Source organism: Mesorhizobium sp. M7A.F.Ce.TU.012.03.2.1, from assembly GCF_004006095.1.
Classification (GTDB): domain Bacteria; phylum Pseudomonadota; class Alphaproteobacteria; order Rhizobiales; family Rhizobiaceae; genus Mesorhizobium.
Map to the genome: position 1 here is coordinate 4,057,997 of NZ_CP034779.1, position 24,264 is coordinate 4,082,260.

At 61.8% G+C, this 24,264-nt stretch carries 26 protein-coding genes and 1 riboswitch; of the genes, 22 read left to right on the plus strand and 4 right to left on the minus strand.

Annotated elements, in window-relative coordinates; translation table 11 throughout:
- The first annotated feature begins 246 nt into the window (after window positions 1-246).
- The 8 genes from EJ079_RS33955 to EJ079_RS33365 all read left to right on the plus strand — a co-directional run bounded on the left by EJ079_RS33955 (window position 247) and on the right by EJ079_RS33365 (window position 11,545).
- Window positions 247-1,086, plus strand: a complete 840-nt coding sequence (locus EJ079_RS33955; protein WP_245481709.1) for a hypothetical protein — start codon at window positions 247-249, stop codon at window positions 1,084-1,086.
- Between the two features lie 240 nt (window positions 1,087-1,326).
- Window positions 1,327-1,995, plus strand: a complete 669-nt coding sequence (locus EJ079_RS19875) for a hypothetical protein (RefSeq protein ID WP_127809889.1) — start codon at window positions 1,327-1,329, stop codon at window positions 1,993-1,995.
- Between the two features lie 3 nt (window positions 1,996-1,998).
- Window positions 1,999-2,511: a hypothetical protein gene (locus EJ079_RS19880; protein WP_127809890.1), complete on the plus strand. Its 513-nt coding sequence runs from the start codon at window positions 1,999-2,001 to the stop codon at window positions 2,509-2,511.
- Between the two features lies 1 nt (window position 2,512).
- Complete coding sequence (locus EJ079_RS33525) at window positions 2,513-5,053, plus strand: hypothetical protein (protein WP_174800320.1); 2,541 nt, start codon at window positions 2,513-2,515, stop codon at window positions 5,051-5,053.
- Between the two features lie 56 nt (window positions 5,054-5,109).
- On the plus strand, window positions 5,110-5,490 hold the full coding sequence (locus tag EJ079_RS19890) for a hypothetical protein (RefSeq protein ID WP_245481710.1): 381 nt from the start codon (window positions 5,110-5,112) through the stop codon (window positions 5,488-5,490).
- A gap of 143 nt (window positions 5,491-5,633) precedes the next feature.
- Window positions 5,634-6,107, plus strand: a complete 474-nt coding sequence (locus EJ079_RS19895; protein WP_127809891.1) for a hypothetical protein — start codon at window positions 5,634-5,636, stop codon at window positions 6,105-6,107.
- Between the two features lie 156 nt (window positions 6,108-6,263).
- Window positions 6,264-8,612: a hypothetical protein gene (locus tag EJ079_RS33360; protein ID WP_164873821.1), complete on the plus strand. Its 2,349-nt coding sequence runs from the start codon at window positions 6,264-6,266 to the stop codon at window positions 8,610-8,612.
- 131 nt (window positions 8,613-8,743) lie between these two features.
- Window positions 8,744-11,545 (plus strand): hypothetical protein, encoded by a 2,802-nt coding sequence (locus EJ079_RS33365; protein ID WP_164873822.1) that lies wholly within the window; start codon window positions 8,744-8,746, stop codon window positions 11,543-11,545.
- Window positions 11,546-11,549: 4 nt separating this feature from the next.
- Here EJ079_RS33365 and EJ079_RS33370 read toward each other — a convergent pair whose 3' ends face one another.
- Complete coding sequence (locus tag EJ079_RS33370) at window positions 11,550-11,714, minus strand: hypothetical protein (protein ID WP_164873823.1); 165 nt, start codon at window positions 11,712-11,714, stop codon at window positions 11,550-11,552.
- Between the two features lie 159 nt (window positions 11,715-11,873).
- On the opposite strand from EJ079_RS33370, the gene EJ079_RS19910 reads away from it, so the two are divergent.
- From EJ079_RS19910 to EJ079_RS19935, 6 genes are all read left to right on the plus strand, one after another.
- Entirely contained in the window at window positions 11,874-12,878 is a 1,005-nt protein-coding gene (locus tag EJ079_RS19910) for an EpsG family protein (protein WP_127809892.1), read from the plus strand.
- A 536-nt stretch (window positions 12,879-13,414) separates the two neighbouring features.
- The gene (locus EJ079_RS19915) at window positions 13,415-14,125 is read left to right on the plus strand and encodes a glycosyl hydrolase 108 family protein (protein ID WP_127809893.1); all 711 of its coding nucleotides are present in this window, start codon (window positions 13,415-13,417) and stop codon (window positions 14,123-14,125) included.
- Window positions 14,122-14,340 (plus strand): hypothetical protein, encoded by a 219-nt coding sequence (locus EJ079_RS19920; RefSeq protein WP_127809894.1) that lies wholly within the window; start codon window positions 14,122-14,124, stop codon window positions 14,338-14,340. The genes EJ079_RS19915 and EJ079_RS19920 overlap by 4 nt, the downstream gene beginning before the upstream one ends.
- A 1-nt stretch (window position 14,341) precedes the next feature.
- Window positions 14,342-14,575, plus strand: coding sequence for a hypothetical protein (locus tag EJ079_RS19925; RefSeq protein ID WP_127809895.1), 234 nt, complete (start codon window positions 14,342-14,344; stop codon window positions 14,573-14,575).
- On the plus strand, window positions 14,560-14,745 hold the full coding sequence (locus tag EJ079_RS19930) for a hypothetical protein (RefSeq protein ID WP_127271123.1): 186 nt from the start codon (window positions 14,560-14,562) through the stop codon (window positions 14,743-14,745). The genes EJ079_RS19925 and EJ079_RS19930 overlap by 16 nt, the downstream gene beginning before the upstream one ends.
- Window positions 14,745-15,068 (plus strand): hypothetical protein, encoded by a 324-nt coding sequence (locus EJ079_RS19935; protein ID WP_127399487.1) that lies wholly within the window; start codon window positions 14,745-14,747, stop codon window positions 15,066-15,068. Before EJ079_RS19930 ends, EJ079_RS19935 begins: the two co-directional genes overlap by 1 nt.
- Before the next feature lie 126 nt (window positions 15,069-15,194).
- Here EJ079_RS19935 and EJ079_RS19940 read toward each other — a convergent pair whose 3' ends face one another.
- Both EJ079_RS19940 and EJ079_RS33375 read right to left on the minus strand, forming a co-directional pair.
- Window positions 15,195-15,902 carry a hypothetical protein gene (locus EJ079_RS19940; RefSeq protein ID WP_127809896.1) on the minus strand — a complete coding sequence of 236 codons (708 nt, stop codon included), beginning with the start codon at window positions 15,900-15,902 and terminating at the stop codon, window positions 15,195-15,197.
- Between the two features lie 38 nt (window positions 15,903-15,940).
- Window positions 15,941-16,111 carry a hypothetical protein gene (locus EJ079_RS33375; RefSeq protein WP_164762750.1) on the minus strand — a complete coding sequence of 57 codons (171 nt, stop codon included), beginning with the start codon at window positions 16,109-16,111 and terminating at the stop codon, window positions 15,941-15,943.
- Between the two features lie 68 nt (window positions 16,112-16,179).
- Here EJ079_RS33375 and EJ079_RS19945 point away from each other — a divergent pair, with 68 nt between their 5' ends.
- Window positions 16,180-17,745, plus strand: coding sequence for a glycosyltransferase family 39 protein (locus EJ079_RS19945; RefSeq protein WP_245481711.1), 1,566 nt, complete (start codon window positions 16,180-16,182; stop codon window positions 17,743-17,745).
- A 132-nt stretch (window positions 17,746-17,877) separates the two neighbouring features.
- Complete coding sequence (msrA, locus tag EJ079_RS19950) at window positions 17,878-18,396, plus strand: peptide-methionine (S)-S-oxide reductase MsrA (protein ID WP_127272383.1); 519 nt, start codon at window positions 17,878-17,880, stop codon at window positions 18,394-18,396.
- Between the two features lie 93 nt (window positions 18,397-18,489).
- Here msrA and EJ079_RS19955 read toward each other — a convergent pair whose 3' ends face one another.
- Entirely contained in the window at window positions 18,490-18,819 is a 330-nt protein-coding gene (locus EJ079_RS19955) for a hypothetical protein (protein WP_127398906.1), read from the minus strand.
- 195 nt (window positions 18,820-19,014) lie between these two features.
- Window positions 19,015-19,128: riboswitch (TPP riboswitch) on the plus strand.
- Between EJ079_RS19955 and EJ079_RS19960 the strand changes: the two genes are divergently transcribed.
- From EJ079_RS19960 to EJ079_RS19985, 6 genes are all read left to right on the plus strand, one after another.
- Window positions 19,119-19,727 (plus strand): YkoF family thiamine/hydroxymethylpyrimidine-binding protein, encoded by a 609-nt coding sequence (locus EJ079_RS19960; protein WP_127382253.1) that lies wholly within the window; start codon window positions 19,119-19,121, stop codon window positions 19,725-19,727. (Overlaps the previous riboswitch by 10 nt.)
- Window positions 19,728-19,821: 94 nt before the next feature.
- Window positions 19,822-20,583 carry an ABC transporter permease gene (locus EJ079_RS19965; protein ID WP_174800358.1) on the plus strand — a complete coding sequence of 254 codons (762 nt, stop codon included), beginning with the start codon at window positions 19,822-19,824 and terminating at the stop codon, window positions 20,581-20,583.
- The gene (locus EJ079_RS19970; RefSeq protein WP_127398783.1) at window positions 20,580-21,347 is read left to right on the plus strand and encodes an ABC transporter ATP-binding protein; all 768 of its coding nucleotides are present in this window, start codon (window positions 20,580-20,582) and stop codon (window positions 21,345-21,347) included. The genes EJ079_RS19965 and EJ079_RS19970 overlap by 4 nt, the downstream gene beginning before the upstream one ends.
- Window positions 21,340-22,359 carry an ABC transporter substrate-binding protein gene (locus EJ079_RS19975; protein WP_127809897.1) on the plus strand — a complete coding sequence of 340 codons (1,020 nt, stop codon included), beginning with the start codon at window positions 21,340-21,342 and terminating at the stop codon, window positions 22,357-22,359. The genes EJ079_RS19970 and EJ079_RS19975 overlap by 8 nt, the downstream gene beginning before the upstream one ends.
- A 172-nt stretch (window positions 22,360-22,531) precedes the next feature.
- The gene (locus EJ079_RS19980) at window positions 22,532-23,227 is read left to right on the plus strand and encodes an isoprenylcysteine carboxylmethyltransferase family protein (RefSeq protein WP_127809898.1); all 696 of its coding nucleotides are present in this window, start codon (window positions 22,532-22,534) and stop codon (window positions 23,225-23,227) included.
- A gap of 385 nt (window positions 23,228-23,612) precedes the next feature.
- Window positions 23,613-24,230, plus strand: coding sequence for a hypothetical protein (locus EJ079_RS19985; RefSeq protein WP_127809899.1), 618 nt, complete (start codon window positions 23,613-23,615; stop codon window positions 24,228-24,230).
- Window positions 24,231-24,264 lie beyond the last annotated feature (34 nt).

The window sequence follows — 24,264 nt, forward strand, 5'->3', positions numbered from 1 at the left end:
GGCACCGGGGGCGGCATCCGCGCGCTGTCGGGCTCGGGCATCGACGAGGCGCTGACGCCATCCTCGTTCAAGAACCGGCGCTCGCGTACCTTCGGCTGCGCCCGCATCCGCCCGGTCGATGCCGGCCAGTCGTTCCTCTATGTCACACGCTCGCGCAAATCGATCGCCGAGCTGACGCAGACGGCGCAGAGCCGTTTTGCTTCGGACGATGTCGGCCAGGTCTCCGAGCATATTCCCAAAAAGGGCGTGGTCGAGCTCGCCTTCCAGACCGATCCCGATCCGTTGCTGTGGTTCCCGCTGGAGAATGGCGAGCTTGGCGGTTACACCCACCAGCCGAGCCAGGAGGTGCGCGGCATGCACCGGCATCGCCTCGGCGGCAGCGTCAGCGGGGCGGGCCCCGATGGTTTAAATTGGGCTAATGTCGAAAGCGCTGCGGTCACCCCCGGCCAGGACGGCAATGACGACCTCTGGCTGATCGTGAAGCGCAGCATTGGCGGCGTGACCAGGCGCTACATCGAGATCAAAACCGCGCCGTTCGAATACGGCGCCATCGCGGACGCCTTCGAGATCGATTGCGGCCTGAGCTACGCGGGCCTTGCTGTCACCACGGTGGGCGGCGCCATGCATCTCGCCGGCCAGTCCGTCGATGTTCTCGCCGATGGAAAAGTCTATCGCGGCCTGACCGTCAGCGGCGGCGGCACCGTGACGCTGCCCGGCGGTTCGACCGCCGCCAAATGGCAGCTTGGCCTGCCCTATGCTGCGGGCGCCGACACGCTGGAGCTTGATGTCGGCGGCCGCGACGGCTCCGTCATCGGCCGCCGCAAGAAGGTGGCGAAAGTGATCCTGTCGCTGCTGGAGACCGACACCACGGGGCTTCAAGTCCAGTCCTTGATGCGCGGCCGCTGGGAGCCGGTGCGCATGCCCTCGATCGTTGCGCAGGACGGGCGGGCAACGCTGTTCACCGGCAATGTCGAGGTGCCGATCGACGACAGCTGGGAAGGGCAGGGCCGCGTGAGGATCCGCCACATCAACCCGACGCCCTGTACGATCAGGGCATTTACGCCGGTGTTTGACGCGGAGCCGTAACTAATCTCCCCCCTCGAGGGGAGATGTCGCCGAAGGCGACAGAGGGGGTAGGTACTATGTGACGCGACCTCCCACGTTGAAAAAGAGGATGCCGGCGCTCACGCGGGACGCCGACCTTCATCTGCCGCAGAAGGTCGCATCCGGTCGTACCGACCCCCTCTGGCCTGCCGGCCATCTCCCCCTCGAGGGGGGAGATAACCCTCTGCCCGCCCGCACTCCATCCACAAGGACACTCCTCCCATGACATCCCTCCATGCCGAAATCCTCGGCAGGGCGCGGACGGCTGCCGAATTCGCCGCCGTCATCGCCATGCTCGATACCGACCTCAACGACGCGCTTCACTGCAGAGCCGAACTGGCACAAGCCGAGGACCGCGCGGTCTTCGGCGATGGCGACCTGGCCGCCGCGCGTGCCGTGCTGGACGATTGCAACGAGCAGATCGGGCTGCTGGAAAAGATCATCGTCGCTGCCGGCAAATGCCGTGCGGAGGCTGCTCGGAGCGAAGCGCGGGCCGACATCGCCGCGCTTGGCGACGAGATCAAGGCCAAAGCTGCAACGCTTGGCGAGCGCTGGCGCAGCGCCCGCCGGCTGGTCGAGTTGCTGCGCCAGGAATTGTTCGAGGCCGATGCGCTCGCCCGCACCATTGCCACCGCCAACGGCCTGTTCGATGCCGCCGGCGTCGCGGAACTGAAGATCAACCTGACCACCACCCGCCGCGCCGCTATGGCCGGCCCGCGGGCCGCTGCCCCGGCCCGTCTCAGCCGGCCGGCGCTGCAGGCCGACAGGCTGCTTGTGTCGTTCCTCACCCCCGGCGGAGCGCTCGACCCGCGCCCGGCGCTCGGCGCGCCGGTGGACGGCGTCAAAAGCAAATTCATTCCCGCAACCACCTCCTTTGGCGAACGAGGCTGAACCATGTGCACACTTGCCCTTATCGGCACCGCCCTTTCTGTTGGCGGTGCGCTGGTCGAAGGCCAGCAGTCGAAGCAGATGGCCGACTATCAGGCCAAGGCCTACGGGCAGCAGGCGCAGGCCGAGGCGCAGAGTTCCGCCTTCGAACAGAGCCAGGAGCGGCACAAGCAGGATCTCCTGCTGGGCCAGGCGCGCGCCCAGGCCGGCGCCTCGGGCGTCGGCCTATCAGGCTCGCCGGCCGAGGTGCTGGCGGCCAATGCCAGGCAGGGTCAGCTTGATCTCGACGGGATGCTGTACGGCTCGCGGCTGCGCCAGAACAACCTGAACACGCAAGCCGCCATCTCGCGCTTCTCCGGCAAGCAGGCGGCGACGGCATCGATCTTCAACGCCGGCAGCGCGCTCGTTGGCGGCCTATCCAAAATCTACGACCCGACGAAGGCCGTGAGCCTCGGCGGTTCTGCATTTTCGCCTCGGGCGAGCGCGGCCATAGCCGGCGGCTATTCGGGGCTCTACTGAAATGGTCCACATCATCCCCCTTTCCATTGGCCAGCGCCGGCTCGATACCGGCAACGCGCCGCAATATCCGCAGGGATCGCCGATTGGCGGCGCCATGCAGGGGCTTGGCGACCAGTTTTCGGCTATCGCCGCGCGCTACCAGCAGATGAAGGACCAGCAGGAGGCGTTCGACGCCGAGCTGGMRCGSCGCCGGTTCAACGGCCGGATCGCGCAGGCGGAAGACGARGTGRCRGCGAATGCGCCGCCCGATGGCGCCGGCCTGCATGAGGCGATGTACGGCCAGGTCGATCCGTACAACGGCCGGGTGGTGAAGACTGGTCTGTTCGACAGGCTGTTCGACGATGCCTTGCCTGGTATGCCCGAAAGCCAGCGCGCTGGTTTCGTCGGGCAGAAGGAGGCGATGCGCGCGGTTGGCGCACGGCGCATGGCTCAGCGGCAACTCCAGCGGCGTGACGAGTATGAGGTGGCCGAGTGGACCAAGGTCGACAACATCTCCACCGGTTCCATTGCACAGGGCGATCCGAACGACACCGAGACCTTCGAGGCGATCCGGAAGAGCGGGTTCGACCTGATCGCCAAGATCGGCAATCCGATCCTTCGGCAAACAGCCGAGGCCACTTGGCGCGGCAACACGGCCAAGGCGCTGGTCCAGGCGATGATCGCCAAGGACCCGAAGCGGGCTGCGGAGATGCTGGGTGCGGGGACGCTCGGAGAGCCTTCCGGTGATGCCTCGGTTCAGCCGATTATCTGGATCGATGTTTCGGGCAGTTCAGATGTTGCGACCGCGAAAGGCGATCGTGTTGGCAAGCCCGCGCCGGACGAACGAGTGGCGCAGGCTTTCCGAGACGACATTCCGCCTGAAGACCGGCCGGCCTTAGCCCAGCAAGCGCGGACCGCTGAGATCGCACGGCAGGTCGAAACACGAACCAGCATCGGCCTGGCAGAACAGAACGCGCCTATGGCGATCAGGGAGACGGGTAGTTATTCAGGACCGACTTTCACACCTGAACAGTTCGTGGCGCTCTATGGCTCGACGGAAGGGGCCAAGCGTTCTCTGGCTTTCAATCAAGCGCTTGATGTCAGTCGCCAGTTTTACGGCATGCGCACGATGTCTAACGACGCCGTGCAGGCCATGGTCAACCAGTCCGCACCCAAGGCCGATAGTGCGACGCCGGAAGAGGACAGGGCGCGTCATGACGCCATAGCTTCGGCCGCCGACCTGACGTTCAAAGCGAGGCAGGGCGATCCGGGTGGCTATGTACGCAACACATTCGCGAACCTCGACGCGGCTTGGAACAATTTGTCGAAGCCGGAAGACTATCAGAATGCCGTCATCGGCTCGATCGCCGCCCAGCAGCAGTTAGGTTTCAAAACCGTTCAGCCTTTGCCTAATTCCGTTGCCGAAGACATTAGCGACAAGCCCGGTGACGAGAATCTGACCCCGCGGAACAAGGAAGCAGATCTAAGCAATGTGCTCCAGGCGGCGCCGCCTGGGTTTCGCCAAGCAATATTTGATCATTTGCTTCGCACCAGCGTCGCCAAATCGAACAAAGGCACGCTGAATGACGGCTCCCTGGCATGGTTGGTGAGTCCGGAGAAATTGGCTGAGACAAAGGAGTTTGTCCGGCGCGCGGTATCCGGAGAGGGGCCAAAACCGGAATGGCTGACCAGTTATGTCCAGACCAACCAGGAATGGTTGGGGGAATTGCTCGCCGGCGACAGCGAACGCGGAAGCTTGCAGCGCCTTCTTGCGCAAAAGCTCGTGGGCTCTGACGGACTCGGCGAAGACGGCATTTCCGTGGCTGATGTCACGCCACTAGGAGCGTCATTTGCACTGGAGAAAGCCGCGAACGCAGCGCTGGACGGCAATTACGGTGAAGCATTGTTCAACGTCGTGGGAGCAATTCCTGCCGAAAGGCTGGCCGGAAAGGCCTTGGAACAAGCCGGAAAAATTGCGAAGCCATGGGTAGAGAGCCTCTCAAAATTTTCGAAGAGACCAGCTGAACTTGTCGAAGGGAGCAAGGCTCTCATCCGACGAGTCGACGCTGAAACCCTTCGATCCCAACAAGAGATTGCGCGCACGGTCTCCCCACGGGTTCCAAAGCGGAGGAAGCTACCGGGTGAAATCCCCGAAAATGCTTTTAATACCGCATTACTGGCTTGGTTACTTGCGAGGGATCCCTCTGCCATCAAATATGCTGGCGCAAAGGTTGGATGGACAAAATCAAAGAACTACCGAAAAACCTTCTTTGCTGCCAATCCTACCCTCAATAGCGGAAAATACGTGATTCATCATGCTGTCGAGCAACGGATAACTAAGAAATACCCCGGTCTTTTTGCTGAAGAAGAGCTGCATTCGATAGATAATCTTCGCGGAATCCGACAGGAATTCGATATAAATCTGCACCAAAAAGTCATTCAGTCAGAATGGCACGAATTCTATCAAACGCACGTAACCGCCACCCGGCAGCAAGTGCTTGACTATGCGAGTCATTTGGACAAGAAATATGGGCATCTGTTTGATCCACCGATAGGTGATTGATGAATTATTATGAAATTAAGCCTATAGTCTGCGGAGAGATAGGCGAGGATACTGTCATGGACACCAGTGTCCATCCGCCTATAGTCAGCGAACTTCATTTAGAATTCGTTGGTTGGCATGGCGACGCGCTTGTGACGTCGTTTCCCTGTTTCCTCGTGACCGAAGAAGCCAAGCGTGGGTTGCTCGCTATCGGCATCACTGGCGCCACATTTGCCCATGCGGAGGTGACCATATCCGAGGATTTTCACCTGGTGCAGCCCGGCGTAGGGCTTCCCCCGTTCGTGTGGCTCAAGGTCGATGGCGAGGCGGGCCGAGATGATTTCGGGATCAACCAGAAACTGAACCTCGTGATATCGGAGCGCGCCTTCGATGTGTTTGATGAACTGTTTGGCCTCCCTTCCGCTGACTTCTGGCGGTTCGACGGCAGCAGTAACTAGGGTGTCACCCGCATCGTAGCCTGCGTCGAAGCAAAAACGACCGCTTCCAACCGAGCTATTTTGGACTTCTAGCTAGGGCTAACGCGGCTCCTGAACTCCACGCGGATCCGAGGCGTCAACCTATCTCGCGGAGTTAGTTAGTCATGGAGAACAATGCCGAGCCCGATTTAAACAGCGTCACACGTCTGCCTCCGGCCGATGTCAGCACCGGTGACGACGAGCTTGATTCCGCCCGGATCGAGGCGCGCCAATACCTTGAATTCTATACTTGGGTATCAGCCATCAAAGGCGAATATCTTGGTTACGGCGCCGAAGGGATAATTTACATTTTCCTTTTCGAGATAGAGGCCAACCGAGCAGATGTGAACCCATGGACATGGGTGATCGTCGGTGATGTGCCGCCGACGTATCTGCCAGCCGACGATGGAAAGACCCCATTTGAAGCGTTGGATGGGTATATTGGTGCCCTTGAAGTCTGGATTGAGGCCGCGCGCCACGGAAAATCCGTAGCGAAATTGATACCAGTCAATGTCGACGCGAATCCCGCCAACGCCGAGATTCTGGCGAGCCGGCTGAAATTCCTCGACGAACAGATTCTGCCGTTGCTTCCGCACTGATCTGCCGCACGCACCCCGCGCGAGCATCGTGAGTAGGGCTGAGGCCGGGCGGCAACCGAGTTGCTGCACGAGGGGTCGGCAGGGCGGGCCGACCTGTGATTGAACCGCAATCTTCACAGCCTCGCTTTCGCGGGGCTTTTTCATGGAGCAAGCCTCATGGCCCGACCTGCAACCGCCGCCGTTCGCTTGTTGACCGGCGAGCGCGAACCCGTGCGCCTGGCGACGACCGCGAACCTGGAGACGATCGTCATCGACGGCGTCGCCTGGATCCAGGGCCTCAAGATGGTTGACGGCGCCCAGACAGCGACCGGCGACCGGGTGCTGGTCAAGGACCAGGCGGACGCCAGGCTGAACGGCATCTATACGGCGTCGGAAGGCTACTGGTACCGCGCGGCCGATGCGCGCACGGGTCGCACCATGCAGAAGGGGACGACGGTGCATGTCCAGGAGGGCACGGCTTCGGCTGATTTTGTCTTTGCCTTCCAGACAGTGAGCCCCGTGATCGGTGCCGACGACATTGTGCTGTCGTTCTACCAGTCCGACGACACCGTCGGCGATATCCAGGCAGCCGCGCAAGGCATCATCGACCAGGCCCAGGCGGCCGCGGACGTGGCGACGGGCGCCATGACGACCGTGCTCGATCCGCAATTTGCGACCAAGGCGACGGCGGAAGCCTATTCGCCGGCGGTTGCGCCGGATTATATCAGGACTGCCGGCTATTCGCAGGTCGGCGACGGCCAAGCCCTCTACAGGAAGAATGGCACCATTTTGGCTGGCGGGGGCGGTCTGGCGATCACGCTGCAAGGTGGAGCGAAAGCCGGCTTCGACATCATCAACGCACCGAGGTCGAAGGAGATCAACATTCGCGCGGCGGGCGCCGACACGGCAGCCGGCAACAACAGGACCGCGATCGTCAACGCCATTGCTGCCGCCGGGCAGGGCAGGCTGATCATCCCGGCTGGCACATTCTCGCTGGCCGGCAATATCGACATTCCGCAGGGGTTGACGGTCGAGTTTGATGACAGGGCGCTTTTGCAGCGTACCGAGGACGCCATGCACCTTTTCAACCTGAAGGGCGACAACCGTATCATCGCGCCGAAGGTCAACGGCGCCTGGAATCATGTCGCGGTTGCGAACGGCTTTGGCGTCTTCAACATCAGCGGCATCTCCGGCGTCACGATCGAGCATGGCACGCTCACCGGTACGCAAGGCGACCACTACCGCATTGCCGATTCCAGCTGGGTCTACATCGACGACGCCAAGGGCGACACGGCGCGCAACATCGTCACCATCAACGACGAGGTTTCCGGCACAAGTCACGTGTTTGTCCGCCGCGCTCGCGTGAGTGCCTATTTGAACGGTTTCGATGCAGAGAGCGACGACGACTGGCCGGTGAGCGATATCGAGGTGGATATCGACTGGACGCAGCTTGGCGGCGTTCAGCTTGGCGCGGCCGTCGCCTTCACCCGCAGCGCTGCGCCCGCCGGATCGGTGTTGAAGTACAAACGCCTTCGCATCAGTGCCAAATCCAGGGATGGCCTTTATGGCCTGGTGCTGCGAGGGGCCAAGGATATCGAGGTGCGCAGCCTGGTGACGGAAGGCGTGCAGCAAGGCATTCGCGCCGGCACCGGCCATCATATCGAAGATCTTCGCCTGCTGTCGTTCGACATCCAGGCGACGCATCAGGGGATCTATATCGAAACCCCGGCCGGGCAACAGATCTCGCGCGGCGCCAGGATTGGTGCCGGCCGCCTCTTTGGGTTCACCCAGGCCAATGCCTATGGCGTCTTCAGCGCCGCGGATGAGACCATTGTGTCGGCCGACACGCTTGTCGACATGGGCGGCGCAGCGGCGTCCATTGGCGTTCGATTGAACGGCGACATGTCGCAAACCCATGCAAGCATCGCGGATGCGCGATCGTCCTATGTCGCACTGTCGACACTATCGAGCGAACGGCAGAGGGCGACGGGTGGCCTTTTCAAGGCGACGACCGGCAGCGTCGTCAACGATGTGAAAATCAGCGGATCCTCGCCAAACGTCGAGGTGCGGGACAACATCTACTCCGGCACGGCGACGGGCAAGCCAACCGATGACGGATCGCACATGGCGCTGATTGAAGGAAACCGGTGCGGCGATCTTTTCAAGGGCTATAAATCGACGGCGGACGCAACGCCCGTTCTTATGGTCTTCGAAGCCGGAAACAGCTTTGTTCCGATCAGGCCAGGGCAAGGCGCGAAGTTCACCGCCGATGTCGCTGCCCGCCGCACGGATGGTTCGTCGTCGACCAGCGCCGGCTATGTGTTCGCCGGCGTGATCCGCAACACAGGCGGTACCCTGGCAGTCGAAGGTGCTATCACCAAAACGGTGATCGGCGAATATGCGACCGACGCCGCGTCGCTCGACGCCTCCGTCGCCGTGGGGGCTTCCGGAATTGAGGTGACCGTTGCCGGCGTCGCGGCAAAGACCTATGGCTGGAACGCCGTTGTGCGGCTTCAGGAGGTTTGATGCTGCATGGAAGCTCGACGCTGCCAATGCCATCACAATCGCAGTTGATATCTGCCGGCTGATCCAAAGGCCTGCCTCCTCTATCTCAAGACCAAAATCTCTTTTCAGCCTCGCTTCGCGGGGCTTTTTTCATGGAGCACGCCAGCATGGCCCGATCTTCAGCCGCCGCCGTTCGCCTTCTGACCGGCGAGCGCGAACCTGTTCGCCTGGCGACGACCGCCAGCATTGCGCTTTCCGGCCTTCAGACCATCGACGGGGTGGCGACGGAGGTGGGCGACCGCGTGCTGGTCAAGGACCAGGCCGACCAGACGCAGAACGGTATCTATACGGTCAGCGAAGGCCGATGGTTCCGCGCTGCCGATGCCCGCACCGGGCGCACCATGCAGAAGGGAACGACGGTGCATGTCCAGCAGGGCAACTCGAACTCCAGCAAGGTCTACGCTTTTCAGACCGATAACCCGGTGATCGGGACTGACAATATCGTGATCAGCTTCTACCTCTCCGACGACGCCGTCGGCGATCTTCAGGAGGCGGCACAGGAAATTCTCGGTCTCGTAACGGGCGCTATGACGACCGTCATGGATCCTCAGTTCGCTACCAAAGCGACGGCTGAAGCATTCTCGCCGGATGTCGCGCCCGACTACATCCGCACGGCATTCTACGACGGCAACCAGGTGGCAGGCAGCGGCGGCGTCTATCGCAAAAATGGCACGACGACCGGCGACCTCGTGATCACCTTGCACGATGGCGTGACGGTCGTCGGATACACGCTCTCTGACACGCCGACAGCTTCGCAGAAGGGTGCCCGGAAAAACAACTCGACTGATGATGCCGCAGCCGTGCAGACCGCGCACAATCTGGGTTCGGGCGGCGTAGAGTTTCCGTCCGGCATCTACAAGATGGTGCCCGGCTCGGTCTCGCCATTCACGCTCGGCAACACCACTGCCAATGTCTATCGCGCGGTGGCACTGACCGCCGACAATGTCACCTTCAGCGGACATGAAGCAGTGCTGCATGGCGTGAGCCGGGCAAGTGTTGTCGCTACCGACATTCAACCGGTCTTCTCGACCGACAAAAATATGGCAGTCGGCGCACGCAAGAATATCGCGTTCGACGGCGTCACCTTCGATTCCAACAATGACGGCGACGCGACGAACAGCAACCAGCGTTTCCTTTACGCCGTGGGCGTTGATGGTCTGCGGTTTATCAACACCAAGGCCGAGTCGAGTGGCGGCCGTCGCGGCTATTATACCCACATTCAGAACAGCAAGAACGTGCAGGTGAACGGCCATCGTCACCAGAAAATGACAGGCGGATTTAATGTCCGCTATGTCGACAGCTTCGTGATGACCAACTTCATTTTCGAGGACTTCTCGGAGGCGATCGATCTCGACGGCACAAGCCAGCTTGTCGTGATCCGAGGCGGGGTCTTTAAATCGGTCGCGCGCGTTAACCAGTGCATAGATATCAACGACCAGATCGATGCGTCGATCGGCGATTTCTCGGTCCACAACACCGGCAACATCGCGACCATCAACTACAAGACGACGACGCCAGATACTTTTGCAGAGTACGTGGCCGGTACTGCTGTCAGAAATTTTCAGGTCAGCAAGCGCATTATTTTGTCCAACATCAGCGGCTCGGCCATCGGCTCGACCACGGCCCCTGCCTTCTACATCGGGTGGGATTGGGCGGCTGGCGGCCATGCAGGCACGGGTCCGGTGCAGGACATCACGCTACAGAACATCACGCTTGATGATCATGGGTATTTCTGGATCCGCGAAGCCGTCAACCTGAAGCTCAAGGACATAACGTCCTATCGTGCGATCTGCGGTTTCAACCACGCCTTTACTTGCTTTTCAAGCGTAGCCAACGCCGATCAGATAGGGTGGTCAGACCTTGATATCGACATCGATGGAATGCGCATCGAGGCTTCCGATAAAGGTGGCATCAGTATTCAATCCCCATCGAGCGTAAAAGTGCGTCGCCTTATCACTCGGGGCAACAACACTTCAGGATCAACCCAGGCTGACCTTGTCATCACCGCGCTACACCAGCGAGCGGGTTGCGCTACCGTCGATGAGTGCGACATTGAGGGCAGCGTGAACCTCAATGGGGACAGCACCGCAATTGCCTCGTGGGCTGCCGACACGATCTACAAGCGCAACGCCATGGTGACGAACGGGGGAAATTTCTACCGTGCGACCACCGAGGGCCGTTCGGCAAGCAGCGGGGGACCAACCGGGACGGCACTGTCCGTGACTGACGATGGCAGCGCATCCATTGCCGCGTGGGCTGCCTTAACACCTTATGCGGTTGATGCTGTGCGGAGGAATGGGAGTGCCTACTTTATCTGCATGACGGCCGGCACCTCTGCGGCGTCGGGTGGCCCGAGCGGAACCGACCAGCGGATTGCCGACGGCACGGCTGTCTGGCGTACCATTGAGGGGCTGGTAAGGTGGGAATATCTCCTCCACCCCTACTCCATCCGGTGGGGCAAAAACAACCGCGTCAGGGGCACCGTCACTTTTCAAGGGGATGCGCAGAAGCACACGTTCGGCGAGAGCATCACGGCGATCGCGGGCGACTACTCGGCGACCGGCACCGTGAACAAGTGCGTGTTCGTCGCGCGGCGTCGGTGCCTTGTCGCACGGGCCAGCTATCAGGTGCTCGCCGACGTTGCCGCAAGCGGCTCCAACTACCGGAACCTCATCCTGCGGCGGTATCGGGCGGGCTCATCTGCAAACGCTGCGACAATCGACACGACCGCAACCGGGTTCACTGCCTTTGTGTCGCGAGATGCCGGGGTCACTGCGAGCCCGGCCGGCGCATATCTGGAGCCTGGGGACGTGTTGATCCTCAACTCCAACTCTGCCGGGTCCGGCATCGCTCTGTCCGGGCTTGGCGTGACGGTCGACTATATCGAGTATTGATCGGCTACCGAAGCGCGCTGAACAGCAGGACGATCCACAGGTAGACGAAATAGGTTGCGGTCGGGCCAAGCACGATGATCGCCAACCATACCATCTCGTTGGTCATGATCTGAAGCTCAGCTTCTTCATCGAATGGGGCGTCTTTGTCCTTGGCGCCTCTTTCGATCATGGTCCATCCTCGCCAGCAGCACGAGCGCAGACCCATATCAAGGAGCGGCTAGCCAAGCAAGGAACGTCAATAACGCGTATCGACGGCGCCAAGGGCATTGATTAAATTGCAAGAGATGAGCAATGGTTGCAGCCATCGCTATACGAGAGAGTCCTTCGAATGCGGCCCGTTCGTCAGAATTGGTTCCCGGCACTGGCCTGCTTAGTGCCAGTGATGCTATTTGCGGTTTCGAGGACTGACTATGCCAATTACGTGGCATACACAGCCGATGGCGACATCGTCAGCTATTCGCGTGGTTTCTCCTATGCGACGCGAACTGGCTTTGTCCTCTATGTGACATCTGTAGAGCACGAGCGCGTGTTCCTAGCAATGCATTGGATGTATGCAAACCTGGGATTTTCGCTCTCCGACAGCATGCTGGCAAACAGCATGATGATGATCGCAGCCTATTTCTTCTATGCCTCCCGGCAGAGCAACAATGTGCTTCTTGGCGCACTAGCTACCGTGGCCTTCATCATGCTGCCATGGTTTGAACAGCTCGGGCAAAACACGCTAAGGCAAGGGTTTTCGCTGATATTCATTCTCACCTTTTTTCGGGCGGTGAATTATCAACAAAAACGTTGGGCCGTCCTCTTCGCGGCGCTCGCTATAGGTAGCCATTACAGCGCCGCATTGTTCGTGAGCGTGTACATCCTCACCGACTTCTTGCCGAGGTCCGGCAAGCTGTTTGTCGCGGTCGTTGTCCTGACGTTCGTCGGCTATGTCACCGATTACATCACTGTTCTATCTGGGATGATCGTCACCCCGATCCTCTTATGGACTGGGCTTTACACCCAGTACTCAACCGACGCGTTCTTGACTTATCAGGTGGGCTACAAGGCGCTGTTCTTCTACTACTCACTGTTTCAGTGCGTCGTGAGCGTCCTGCTGCTTCAAAAGGCCGAAAAGCAATCGGATGCGCGCTTGGCTAAATACTGCATTGTCATGACCGTGATCTACATGGCAGCGAGCGGCCTGCCTTATTACAATCGAGTGGCGATGATGCCGATGCTGCTGCTGCCGGTGGTGGTCGTGACCCTGTGTTCCCGAATAACTTTGCCTCGCTTGGGTCTGAGATCAATGCTTGATCCCGGGAACTATCCGTTCTTGCGGCGCGTCGGGTAAAGACGATCTTGCCGACCCTTCTTCGCAGGCCGGTTCGTCGGCTATCGGCTATAGCCGTTCCGCAAGAATTGCCGGAATTTTCGCAGCCAACCGAAGAACCGTCGCGGCTCGCTACCAAGGGCCAAATAGTGCGAGCGCCATCGTCAACCTTATGTAGGCTGCGCCGCTCGGCATGGGTATGCACCCTCAGAGGGTCGTACCTGTTCCAGACAAACCAGACAAACCAGACAGCCTGAGAGCAATGGGAGGTTCCCCGTCCCGTAAGCCGGCAGGGACGGCGGGCGCTCGGGTTGTCAGCCAGTTCCGCGTTGCTGTCGCCGGGTCGAATGACTTCCCACCCGCCGTCGTAGACAAGCAAGAGCCCGCCGTCGTGGGTTCTGATTTCGCCAGCCTTCGCCGCTGCGTTCGCACGAAACTTAGCGCTGTGCTTAGCCCACGGCGCGGCGAGTATCACTAGGTCCTTGCGTCGCTCATCATCCATCAGCCCGCTCCCCGGCGCCGACCATAGCCAAATCATCCGAAGAAGGAAAACCACCATGGACCGCAACTTCGCGCGGGCGCTTGCGCTTGTTCTCAAATCGGAAGGCGGCTGGTCGGACAATCCGGCTGACCCCGGTGGCGCCACCATGAAGGGCGTGACGCTTGCCAGCTTCCGTCGCTATGTGAAGGCCGACGCGACGAAGGCGGATCTGCGTGCGATCAGCGACGCGCAGGTCGCCACCGTCTATCGCCGCTTCTACTGGGACGCTGTGCTCGGCGCCGAATTGCCCGATGGCGTCGACCACGCTGTGTTCGATTTCGCCGTCAACAGCGGGCCTGGCCGGGCGGCCAAATATTTGCAGGCGGCCGTCGGCGTTGCGCAGGACGGGCGGATCGGACCGGTCACCGTCGCGGCGGCCAAGGCAAAGCCGGCCGGTGTGACCATCGATGCGCTTTGCGATGCGCGGCTGGCGTTCCTCAAGCGGTTGCCGACATGGGCAACATTCGGGCGCGGCTGGTCGGATCGGGTCAAGTCAGTGCGGGTTCAGGCCCTGCTGATGTCGGCGCAGCGCCCCGCGGCACCGGTGACCGCGCCGGCGCCGCCCAGGGTCGAAACATCGCCCAATGGGGCGTCGTCGATCCAGCCCGTGCCGCCGGCGCCCGGCGGCAAGGCGGCTGCCGCGGCCGGCATCCTCGTTCTCCTGGCCGGAGCGCTCGCTGCCTTCCGGCATCAGGTCGCCGCTCTTTTCGGGAGCCTGTTTCGATGAGATGGTTCAACACCAATGCGCTGCACAATCTCCTCAACACGCTGATCGCCATCATCTGCGGCGGCGCACTCGCCGGCTTCGACTGGACGCTGCTCGGGGTGAGCGACCGCACCGCGCTTCAGATCAGCGGCGTCATTGCCCTGGCCAAGATCATCATCAACGCAGTCCGTGACGGCCCGCGCGGCATGGTCGCGCCGCCGGCCAAGGAGACATGAGATGGGAACACTCGCCCTCGCGCTGCTCGGCCAGGCCTGGCCGTATCTTCTGGCAATTGGCGCCGCGCTTGCCGGTGTCTGGACGGCCTATGCCAAGGGCAAGGCCAGCCAGAAGGCCAGGCAGGATGCCGCCGACGCCGCGGCGCGCACCGAAGCCCAGAAGATCGACGATGCCGTCGCCGGCCGGACGCCGGAAGACAACAGAGGGAGGCTGGCCAGATGGTCAAAATCATAGCGCTCTCGCTGCTGCTGGCCGGCTGCACCACATCAGGCGGGTCGTTCTGCGCGGCCGGGCATCCCCTCCGGCCGACAAGGGCGGAGGCGGCGACCCTTTCCGACGCGTCGGTGGCGGCGATCCTGGCTCACAACGAAAAGGGCCAGAAGCTTTGCGGCTGGAGGCCATGATGAACGATCTTTTCGACCTGCTCGGCATCAAGGGACCGGTCGTGGCGGCGGGCCTCGCCGGCGGCGTTCTGCGCGCGCTGTCGCGGCATCGCTACAAGCTGCGCGAAATGGTGGCCTCGCCGATCTGCGGCGCGCTTGCGGCGGCCTATCTGACGCTGCCGGCGGTTTCCTACGCCAGGATCGCCGGCCTACCGATGCCCGCTCCCGCCGACGACACCACCACGCTGGCGGCCGCCTTCCTGATCGGCGTCTGCGCCATGTGGATTTCGGACGTCCTGTTCGAGTTCGTGGTGCGGAGAGTCAGCCGCGCGCGGGACGAATAGCTGGTGCGGCGGCGATTGCTTGGCGGAATTGCCGAGGCACGTTTCCCGCGGCATCGAACCATCGAAGACAACCCAAAATAGCCCGTTCCGGTTCGCCGGGCGGGCCATTTTTGCGTTTTGGCCTAATCAAGCCAGAATGTTGACCGCGCGTGCCGCGACCAGCGCGATGGTCAGCAGCGAGATCATGGCCTCGGCCATCATCAGCAGCTTGGCGCGCTGGGAGAGTGGCAAGGTATCGGTCGGCGAAAATGCGGTCGCATTGGTGAAGGCGAGGAAGAAATAATCGACGAAGCCGGGCAGCCAATCTCGAAGCTCACGGTCGTTCAACGTCATCTGCGCGAACAGGAAATCGGCCTGTGCGAGCTTGACGAGGCCGCAGGTCGGCGGACCGCCGCGGTCGGTGCTCCAGAACCACAAGGCAAAAACGGTGACGTTGGTGACCCAGATGTTGAGCGCGTCGATCAGCAGCGTCGTACCGCTACTGCCGGCATGGCCCTCCAGCAAGGCACGCACCAGCAGGACCAGCGAACCGCAATTGATGATGCTGATGATGGCGGTCATGGTCAGGGCTGTTCTGCGGATCATGACCCGAAACTGGCCGATCGCATGCCACTCGTGGTCCTCGACCGCCTTTCGGGTGGCGGCCTGCGTCCAGGCGGTGGCCACCGACAAGGGCAGCAGCAGGGCCGCCTCCAGCGCGGGCGCCACCCAGCGCGGCCCGAATGAGAGATTGTTGATGACCAGAAGCTGCAGGCAGATGATGACGAGAACGGCCGCACGGGCCATCCAGAAATCGAGCGCACGGTAGTGAATGACGGCGTGGTGGTGGCGCATTTTTCAAATCCTGGATGCTTTTTGGGGACGGTAACCGGTCAGGCGTAGGCGACGCCTGCCGCGATCACGCCCAAGGCGCCATGCCCGGCATGTTCAGGGTGCTGCGGGATGGCGTGTTCCATTGTTGTCTTGCTGGCGTGTGATGACGGGAGAGGCGGCATGGTGGCGCGAAACTCTGCCTCAATCTTGGTTTTGCCATGGTCGGCCAAGTATACATTTTCGTAAGCTTCAAGTTCTGGGCTGTTCGTAAAACCGTCCGGTGTGATTTATCCACCGCATGACGCGAATCGACGAAACCATGAACGGTTGGCTGCCGGTCGGCAGTTCTGTTCCAGGCGACTGGTGGCAGTCGTCGATCTGGCCGGGGCTGACGCGCTATCCAGAAGCCGGCCTGGCGCTTTTATGCCTGACGCAGATCCTGTGCTGGACCGTGATGCCGGCGCTTGTCGATGCCGCCCCGCCCGGCGACGTCGTCGAGAGTTTCATGTGGGGCCGCGAATGGGTGCTTTTGACCTACAAGCATCCGCAGCTCCCCGGCTGGCTGCTCGAGATCAGCCATCTTCTGACCGGATCGTTCCGCTGGCCGCAATATCTGCTCGCCCAGCTTGTCGTCTCGGCGACCTTCGTCTTCGTCTACCTGCTGGCCCGCGACATGCTCGGGAGAACCCGCGCGCTGGCCGCCGTGCTTTTGATGCCGTCATTGTATTTCTTCGGCTGGCCGACACCGCAGTTCAATCATGATTACGCGCAGATGCCCTTCTGGGCCGCAATCTGCTGGCTGCTGTGGCGTGCGGGCCGTAGCGGTGGGCCGGGCTGGTGGCTGGCGCTCGGACTGGTGTCGGGCGTCGGGCTCTATGCCAAGTTTTCCACCGGGCTGCTGTTGCTCTTCGGGGCGATCTGGCTGTTGTCGGACACGCGGGCACGCAATCGGCTCGCCACGCCCTGGCCCTGGCTTGGGCTCGCGGTTTTCCTCGCCGTCGCCGCGCCACTGGCCATCCAGCTCTACCGCATCGATTTCCTGCCGCTGACCTATGTCGCCGGCCGCGATGAATGGGTGTTGGTCCACCGCGCCCGCCTTTACTATATCGGTGTCCAAATGGCGGGGCTCTGCGGCTTATTGCTGGTGCTGTCGATATCGGGGCTGTTGCGGCGTTCGCCCGCGCCGGAACAGCCCATTGAGCGCGGCGCGCTGGCCTATCTCGTGTGGATGGGGCTTGGTCCGGCGGTGCTTGTCATGGTGGCCTCGCTGTTTACCGGCGCCGGCGAGGCGTGGGGCGCGCCGATGTACAATCTGGTCGGCGTTGTGGCGATCGCCTTGCTGGGTCATCGGCTTGGCGCCGTCGAACTGCGACGGCTGGCGATCTGCGCGTTCGCCTGCATCCTCGGCATGTCCGGTGCCTATGCGGGCATCCGCTGGACGAGTTGCAATTTGCGCGGGCGCATGGATGCCGTCTGCTGGCCAGCGCGGCAGATTTCGGACGAAGCCGAGGCGGTCTGGCACGCGGCGGTGCCCGGTCGGCTCGACATCGTCGGCGGCGATACCCGCATCGCGTTGCTGGCGGGCCTCAACGCCTATGACAAGCCGTCGATCTTCACAGACCTCGACATGCGGCTCGCCCCCTGGATCACCAGCCAGCGGCTGCGCGATCACGGCATGCTTCTGGTCTGGCCCGGGAGCGGCGTGCCACCTCGGCTGCTGGCGTGGCTGGGAAACATCCCGGTCAAGACCGTTCTTTTCGACTGGTCGCTCAGGGCACCACCGGTGGCGATCAGCTTTGCCGCCATTCCGCCTGGCATGAAGCTACTGGGTTTGATCGACAGCCTCGCCCAACCGAGCAATTGAGGTAGATCCACCGCGTCCGCTGGACGAAGCAGGTGACAATGCCCATTTATGGCGAGACCACTTGCTTTCACGCAATTCCAGACGGAAAACCGCCACACACTTTTCCTGGAATTGCTTTTGAGGAGACGTGACATGGCGACTTCGACCGAACGTGCAGTCCTTGCCGGCGGCTGTTTCTGGGGCATGCAGGATTTGATACGGCGCTATCCCGGCGTCATCTCCACCCGTGTCGGCTACAGCGGCGGCGACGTGCCCAACGCCACCTACCGCAACCACGGCACCCACGCCGAAGCCATCGAGATCAATTTCGATCCGGCCATCATAAGCTATCGCACGCTGCTGGAACGCTTTTTCCAGATCCACGATCCGACGACCCGCAACCGCCAGGGCAACGATGTCGGGACGAGTTATCGCTCGGCGATCTATTACACCAGCGACGAACAGAAGCGCGTCGCCGAGGACACCATCGCCGATGTCGATGCCTCGGGCCTGTGGCCGGGCAAGGTCATCACCGAAGTCGCACCCGTTGGTCCGTTCTGGGAAGCCGAGCCCGAGCATCAGGACTATCTGGAGAAATATCCCAACGGATACACCTGCCACTTCGTCAGGCCAGGCTGGAAGCTGCCGGTTCGCGAGACGGCGGTTTCGTAGAGTTCAAGGTTGTACCAAACCCCGATCCCCGCGTCGTGGTAGAACAAAGCCGCGGAGGTTGTGCTCCGCGGCTTTGGTTCGATCGCGTGCAGATTACTTGCCGCAATTGTTGTCGTTGACTGTCGGCGAGGTGGTGCCCGGGGAGGTGCCGTTGGCATCTGCCTGCGCCCCCTGCGGACTTGCCGGGCAATTCTGATCCGCGTTTGAATTCATATCTCCTACCGTGCCAGTCGTGCTGTTGGTCGTGCCCGGGTCGACAGTGTCCGGCTCGACCGTATTCGGTGAAGCCGGCGTGTTCGGCTCAACCGTCACCGATTTGCCGCTGCCGCTTCCATTTGCGTTGTTGCTGCCGGCGCTTTGCGCCATGGCTGACGTGGCCAGACCAATGGTGAGAACCGAAGCTGCGAGGATTTTCATGAACATGGTTTGTCTCCATTTCTGTGAAGTCGTCGCTTGTTTTCTACGAAAGTGATCGCGTTGCGACTGTGGGGACAACCGGTCGCAGCGGCGAAGGTTCCCGACAAAATTCCGCACAGGCGCACCGTGACTGGCGCAATGCTTTTGGCGCAGTGCTCTGAAAAAACGGCTTTCCCTTGAACTCGAATGATGCTTTAAGGCGCACATCCACAGGGGTGCTCCGTACGGTCGGGGCTGAGACGGGGGCGGCAAGCCCACAGACCCTAGAAGCTGATCTGGGTAATACCAGCGGAGCGAGGCGGGCGATGTTTTCAGGCGCACAGATTTCCCTATACCCCATGACCGACGATTTCGTCGGTGTCATTCTTGGCGCGCTCGGTGCGCTCGATCCCTGGCGCGACAAGCTCAGGATCGAGACCGACGACATCTCGACCTTGCTGGTCGGGCCGCCCGAAGTGCTGTTTCCCGCCATGCGCGACCTCTTCGTGGCGGCGGCACGCAGCGGCAAACATTGCGTGTTGTCGGCCACCATCTCGCGCGGGTGCCCTGGCGAGCCGGATGATCCGATCTGCCGCTCCGATGCACTTGGCGGGCCTGTTGGGCCACTCGGCCCGCGCAAGGATGCGGCCATCGCGGCGGTGCGCAATGCTGCTGCCACCGGCCAGCCGGCGGCGGCGCAGTTCTCGCTCTATGTGATGGGCACCGACGACCACATGGACGAGATCTACGGCTGCATCGATTTTCTCAAGCAGTCCGGCGTCTATGAGCGTTCCAAGCATTTCTGCACGAAACTGCGCGGTGATGCCGGTGCGATCTTTTCGGCGCTGGACGAGGCCTTCTGCCGCTTCGGACCAGGCGCCGGCCACGTAACCCTCGACGTCACGGTCTCGGCCAACAGCCCGTCGGCTGTCTGAGCCAGCCGCGCTTTCGCGCTGCCGTCAAAGGTTATCTCCCGTGGCCACATCATCAGTCGCTTCGCGCCCGATCGCGAGCCTTCTTGTCAAGGCAATGCCGGCCATGATCTCGGTCGGTTTGCTCCTGCTGGCGTGGGAGCTTTATGCCACCTATTCCGGCATCAGGCCGACGACACTGCCGGCGCCGTCGCGCGTTTTCGAGCAAGCGCTGCTCAATCGCCAGGCGCTGGCCGACAACGCCATTCCGACCATCGGCGCCACGCTGCTCGGCTTTGCCTGTTCGCTCAGCGCTGCCTTCGTGCTGTCAATGCTGGTCGACTTCTTCCAGCCGCTGCGGCGTGCGATGTTTCCTGTCTTAATCGTCAGCCAGACCTTGCCGCTGGTGGCGATCGCGCCGCTGGTGGTGCTCTGGTTCGGCTTCGGGCTGGCGCCCAAGATCATGCTGGTGGCGCTGGTTACCTTCTTTCCGATGCTGGTTGCGTTGGTCGAGGGTTATGAGTCGACCGAGGCCGAGATCGGGCAAATGCTGCGCGCCATGGGGGCAGGGCGCTGGCGCATCTTCGTGCTGGCACGGCTGCCTTCGGCGCTGCCCTATTTCTTCGCTGGTTTGAGGATCTCCATCACCTACGCCGTGGTCGGCGCGATCTTCGCCGAATATGCGGGGGCCGCGAAGGGGCTGGGCATCTACATGCTCAACGCCAAGAACAATTTCCGTCCTGACCTGGTTCTTGCCGCCGTCGGAGTGAGTGCCGCGCTGACACTTGTCCTGTTCGGGTCGACTGTACTGCTGCAGCGCCTCGCGATGCCCTGGGAGCGGGCCGGCAAGGAAACCGCCGGGAAGGGGGCCTGGCGATGAACCGGCTCGAGCTGCGGCATGTGCGCAAGGCGTTCGGTGGGCTCGACGTGCTGGCCGATATTTCGCTTAGCGTCGGCGCTGGTGAATTCGTCTCGATCCTTGGACCCTCGGGCGCCGGCAAATCGACACTCTTCCAGCTCCTGACCGGCGCCGAGCATGGCGAGGGCGAGATGTTGTTCGACGGCGCGCCGCTCGACGACCACGGCAGGCATTTCGCCTTCATGCCGCAGCGTGACGCGCTGATGCCGTGGCGGCGCATCCTCGAAAACGCGACGCTCGGGCTCGAAGTGCAAGGCATGAGGAGACAGGCGGCGCGGGCGCGCGTTGCGCCGTTGTTTGCCGAATTCGGGCTTGCCGGCTTCGAGCGGCATTTTCCAGCGCAACTGTCCGGCGGTATGCGCCAGCGCGCGGCCTTGCTGCGCACGGTGGTGCAGCAACGCGACATGCTTTTGCTCGACGAGCCGTTCGGCGCTCTCGACGCGCTGACCCGCACGGCCATGCAGCGCTGGCTGGAACAGATGTGGCGGCATCATCGCTGGACGGCGCTCCTGATCACCCATGACGTGCGCGAAGCCGTGTTCCTGTCCGACCGCATCTATGTGCTGTCGGCGCGCCCGGCCCGCATCGTGCGTGAAATCAAGGTGCCGCTGCCGCGCCCGCGCAGCCTTGGCGGCGATGCCGCGCGCCAGGCAAGTACGCTCGAGGCCGAGATTCTCGACATCATCCTCAACGCCACCCCATCCAAAGGACACGATCATGACTGACTTGACGCGCCGGCAGGCGTTGTTGCTGACCCTTGCCACAGGCCTTCCGCTCGTTGCCGGATCGGGGCGAGCCCAAGCACAATCGGCACAAAAGGTCACCGTTGCCCTCGACTGGACTGTCAACACCAACCACATCGGACTGTTCGTCGCCCGCGACAAGGGCTTCTATCGCGAGGCCGGGCTCGAGGTCGACATCCTGCCTTACAGCGATACCGGTGCGGGCACGCTGGTTGCAAATCGCGTCGCCGATTTCGGCATCAACGGCACCATCAGCCTGTTCACCCAGAGAACCGCCGGAGCGGACCTGAAGGGCGTCTATGCGGTGGTGCAATCGGAAACCGGCCGCGTGGTCTTCAATGCGGCCCGCAGCGAGATCGTAAGCCCGAGAAACCTCGACGGCCTGACCTATGGCGGCTTCGGCAGCGCCTGGGAAAACGCCCTGATATCGACCATCATCCGCCATGATGGCGGCAAGGGCAATTTCGAGACGGTGACGCTCGGCACCTCAGCCTATGAGGCGCTGGCCAACGGTTCGGTCGATTTCACGCTCGAAGTCTCGACCTGGGAGGGTGTCGACGCCGAGCTCAGGGGCGTCAAACAACGCAGCTTCGTCTATGCCGATTACGGCGTGCCTGACGAGCACACGACACTGATCTCTTCGAGCGAAGCCTATCTCCAGGCAAACCCCAAGCCTGCGGCCGCCTTTGTCCAGGCGACGCGGCGCGGCTACCAGTTCGCGGTCGATCACCCCGAAGATGCGGCAGCCCTGCTGATCGCGGCCAACAAGGATGCGTTGACCAATCCGGCGCTGATCCACGCCTCACTGAAGGCGCTGATCGACGGCCATTATCTGCGCAGCCAAAGCGGCGCCATCGGGACGATGGATCCGGCCAAGATGGGAGCGATCGGCGGCTATCTCTTCGCGTCCGGCATTTTGCGTGATGCCGACGGCAAGCTGGTTGCTCAACGCCCGGATTTCGGGAGCTATTTCCGCAACGACTATCTGAGCTAGTCTGGCAAAACCAAATGAGATGGGTCGCCAGTCTTTCTGGGCGACCGCGTGGAGCAGGTCGTCTGGGAGTGGCGCCCTGGCTCCCCGACAGCCAGTTTAATGCCGATCTGATCTTGTTGATTAACTGCCCGGCAATGGTTGCGTGCAAAGGTCGCCCTGAGGGATCATTGGGGTGTTTGCATTGCTCATATCAAAAAGCGAGGCGCTTTCGCACATCAGTGACGGCAGGATTTTGTCCGCAGCCCGAACGCGCGAAATCCTGGTGGATTTGCGCGAAGGTTTCTTTCGGATCTGCGCGCTGGCCTTCGCGGGCATGTTCGTCTACCGCGGCGTATATCACCTGATGCTCGACCCGACTCGCATCAATGTGGCGCTGGTGGCAATTTCAGAGATCCTGACCTTTACCTGGCTGCTTCTGTCGCGGCGACCACAGGTACGCGACTGGAACCCGCTGACGGTGGTTGTTTCGGTGGTCGCCAGCTTCGGTGTCGGCTTCATCGACCTGGAACCGGGCGTGGCCATCATCCCGATCTATGCCGCCGCGCCGCTGCAAGTCCTGGCGTTGGGGTTCGTGATCTGGGGGAAGATATCGCTAGGGCGTTCTTTCGCCATTCTGCCGGGCAATCGCGGCGTGATGACCGACGGTGCCTACCGCCTGGTGCGGCACCCGATCTATGCCGGATACCTTGCCGGTCATGTCCTGTTCCTGCTGTCGGCCTTTTCCTTCTACAATCTTGCTGTCTACGCCGCGATCACCTTCTTCCAGGTTCATCGCATCCTGCGCGAAGAGGCGCTGTTAGCCGCGACGCCGGAATACCGGGACTATATGAAGCGCGTCCACTACAGGCTGTTCTACGGGATCGTCTGACAAGCCGGCCAGCGCAGAATCGTTCGGCCTGCAATCACGCTTGCACTCTCTCGCTCCCGCATCCGCCGACAGACTCTGGCCACTTGCAATCATCGTGGCGGTCTTGCTGATCTTGCGAGAGGCTCATGCGCTGTCCGGTGCGGTGTACGGCCTCGCAGTAAAGACGAGCAGAGTAACGTCCGATCATCAATGGCCTTACGCGCTGTTAGTGTAAAGAGAAATTATTCCAACTTTATTATAATTTTATTTCAGAAATTTTGTTGATGTATACCACGCTTCAGGTTGAGTATTCTCTCTCTGAAACTGAAATTCACCACCTCGCGTAGTTGATCTTGCAATCGGCCTCTCGCCAATTGCTTTAGCGCAACGACAACAGGAGAGTGTTATGGCTCACACCATCAAGACAGTCGCCAACATGTTGGCGGGTAGTGCGGTAATCTTAGCCCTTTCCCTGCCCGCCAATGCTGCGGGAATCGGCCTTGGCGTTGGTGCCTCGGTGGGTGGTAGCGGCGGCGTCAATGCCGGCGTCGGGGCTTCCGTTGGCGGCAGTGGCGGCATCAGCGCCGGAGTGGGCGCCTCGGTGGGCGGCAGCGGTGGTGTAAAGGCCGGGGCCGGTGCCAATGTCGGCGGCTCGAGCGGTGTCAATGCTGGTCTCGGCGCTTCGGTCGGCGGCAGCAATGGCATCAATGCCGGCGCGGGCGCCAATGTTGGAGGATCTGGCGGCATTGCTGCCGGCCTCGGCGCCAATGTGGGCGGGACGAGCGGCGTCGGCGTCGGTGCCGGCGTGGGTATTGGGGGCGGCATCAATCCGTCCAATCCGTCGAACCCGAGCAATCCGTCCAATCCGTCAAACCCCAGCAGGCCGAGCCTGCCGGGTGTCGTGGCCCAGATGTCGGATAGCAAGGTGGCGCGGATGAAGAAGCGCTGCGTCGACGTGCTCGGCAGCGAAGGCGCCTACGACCGCGACCTACGGCAACTCTGCCTCCTGATCGCGCGCCGCTGATGCTGGAGGTGCCGGGACTGGAGGTGCCGAACAG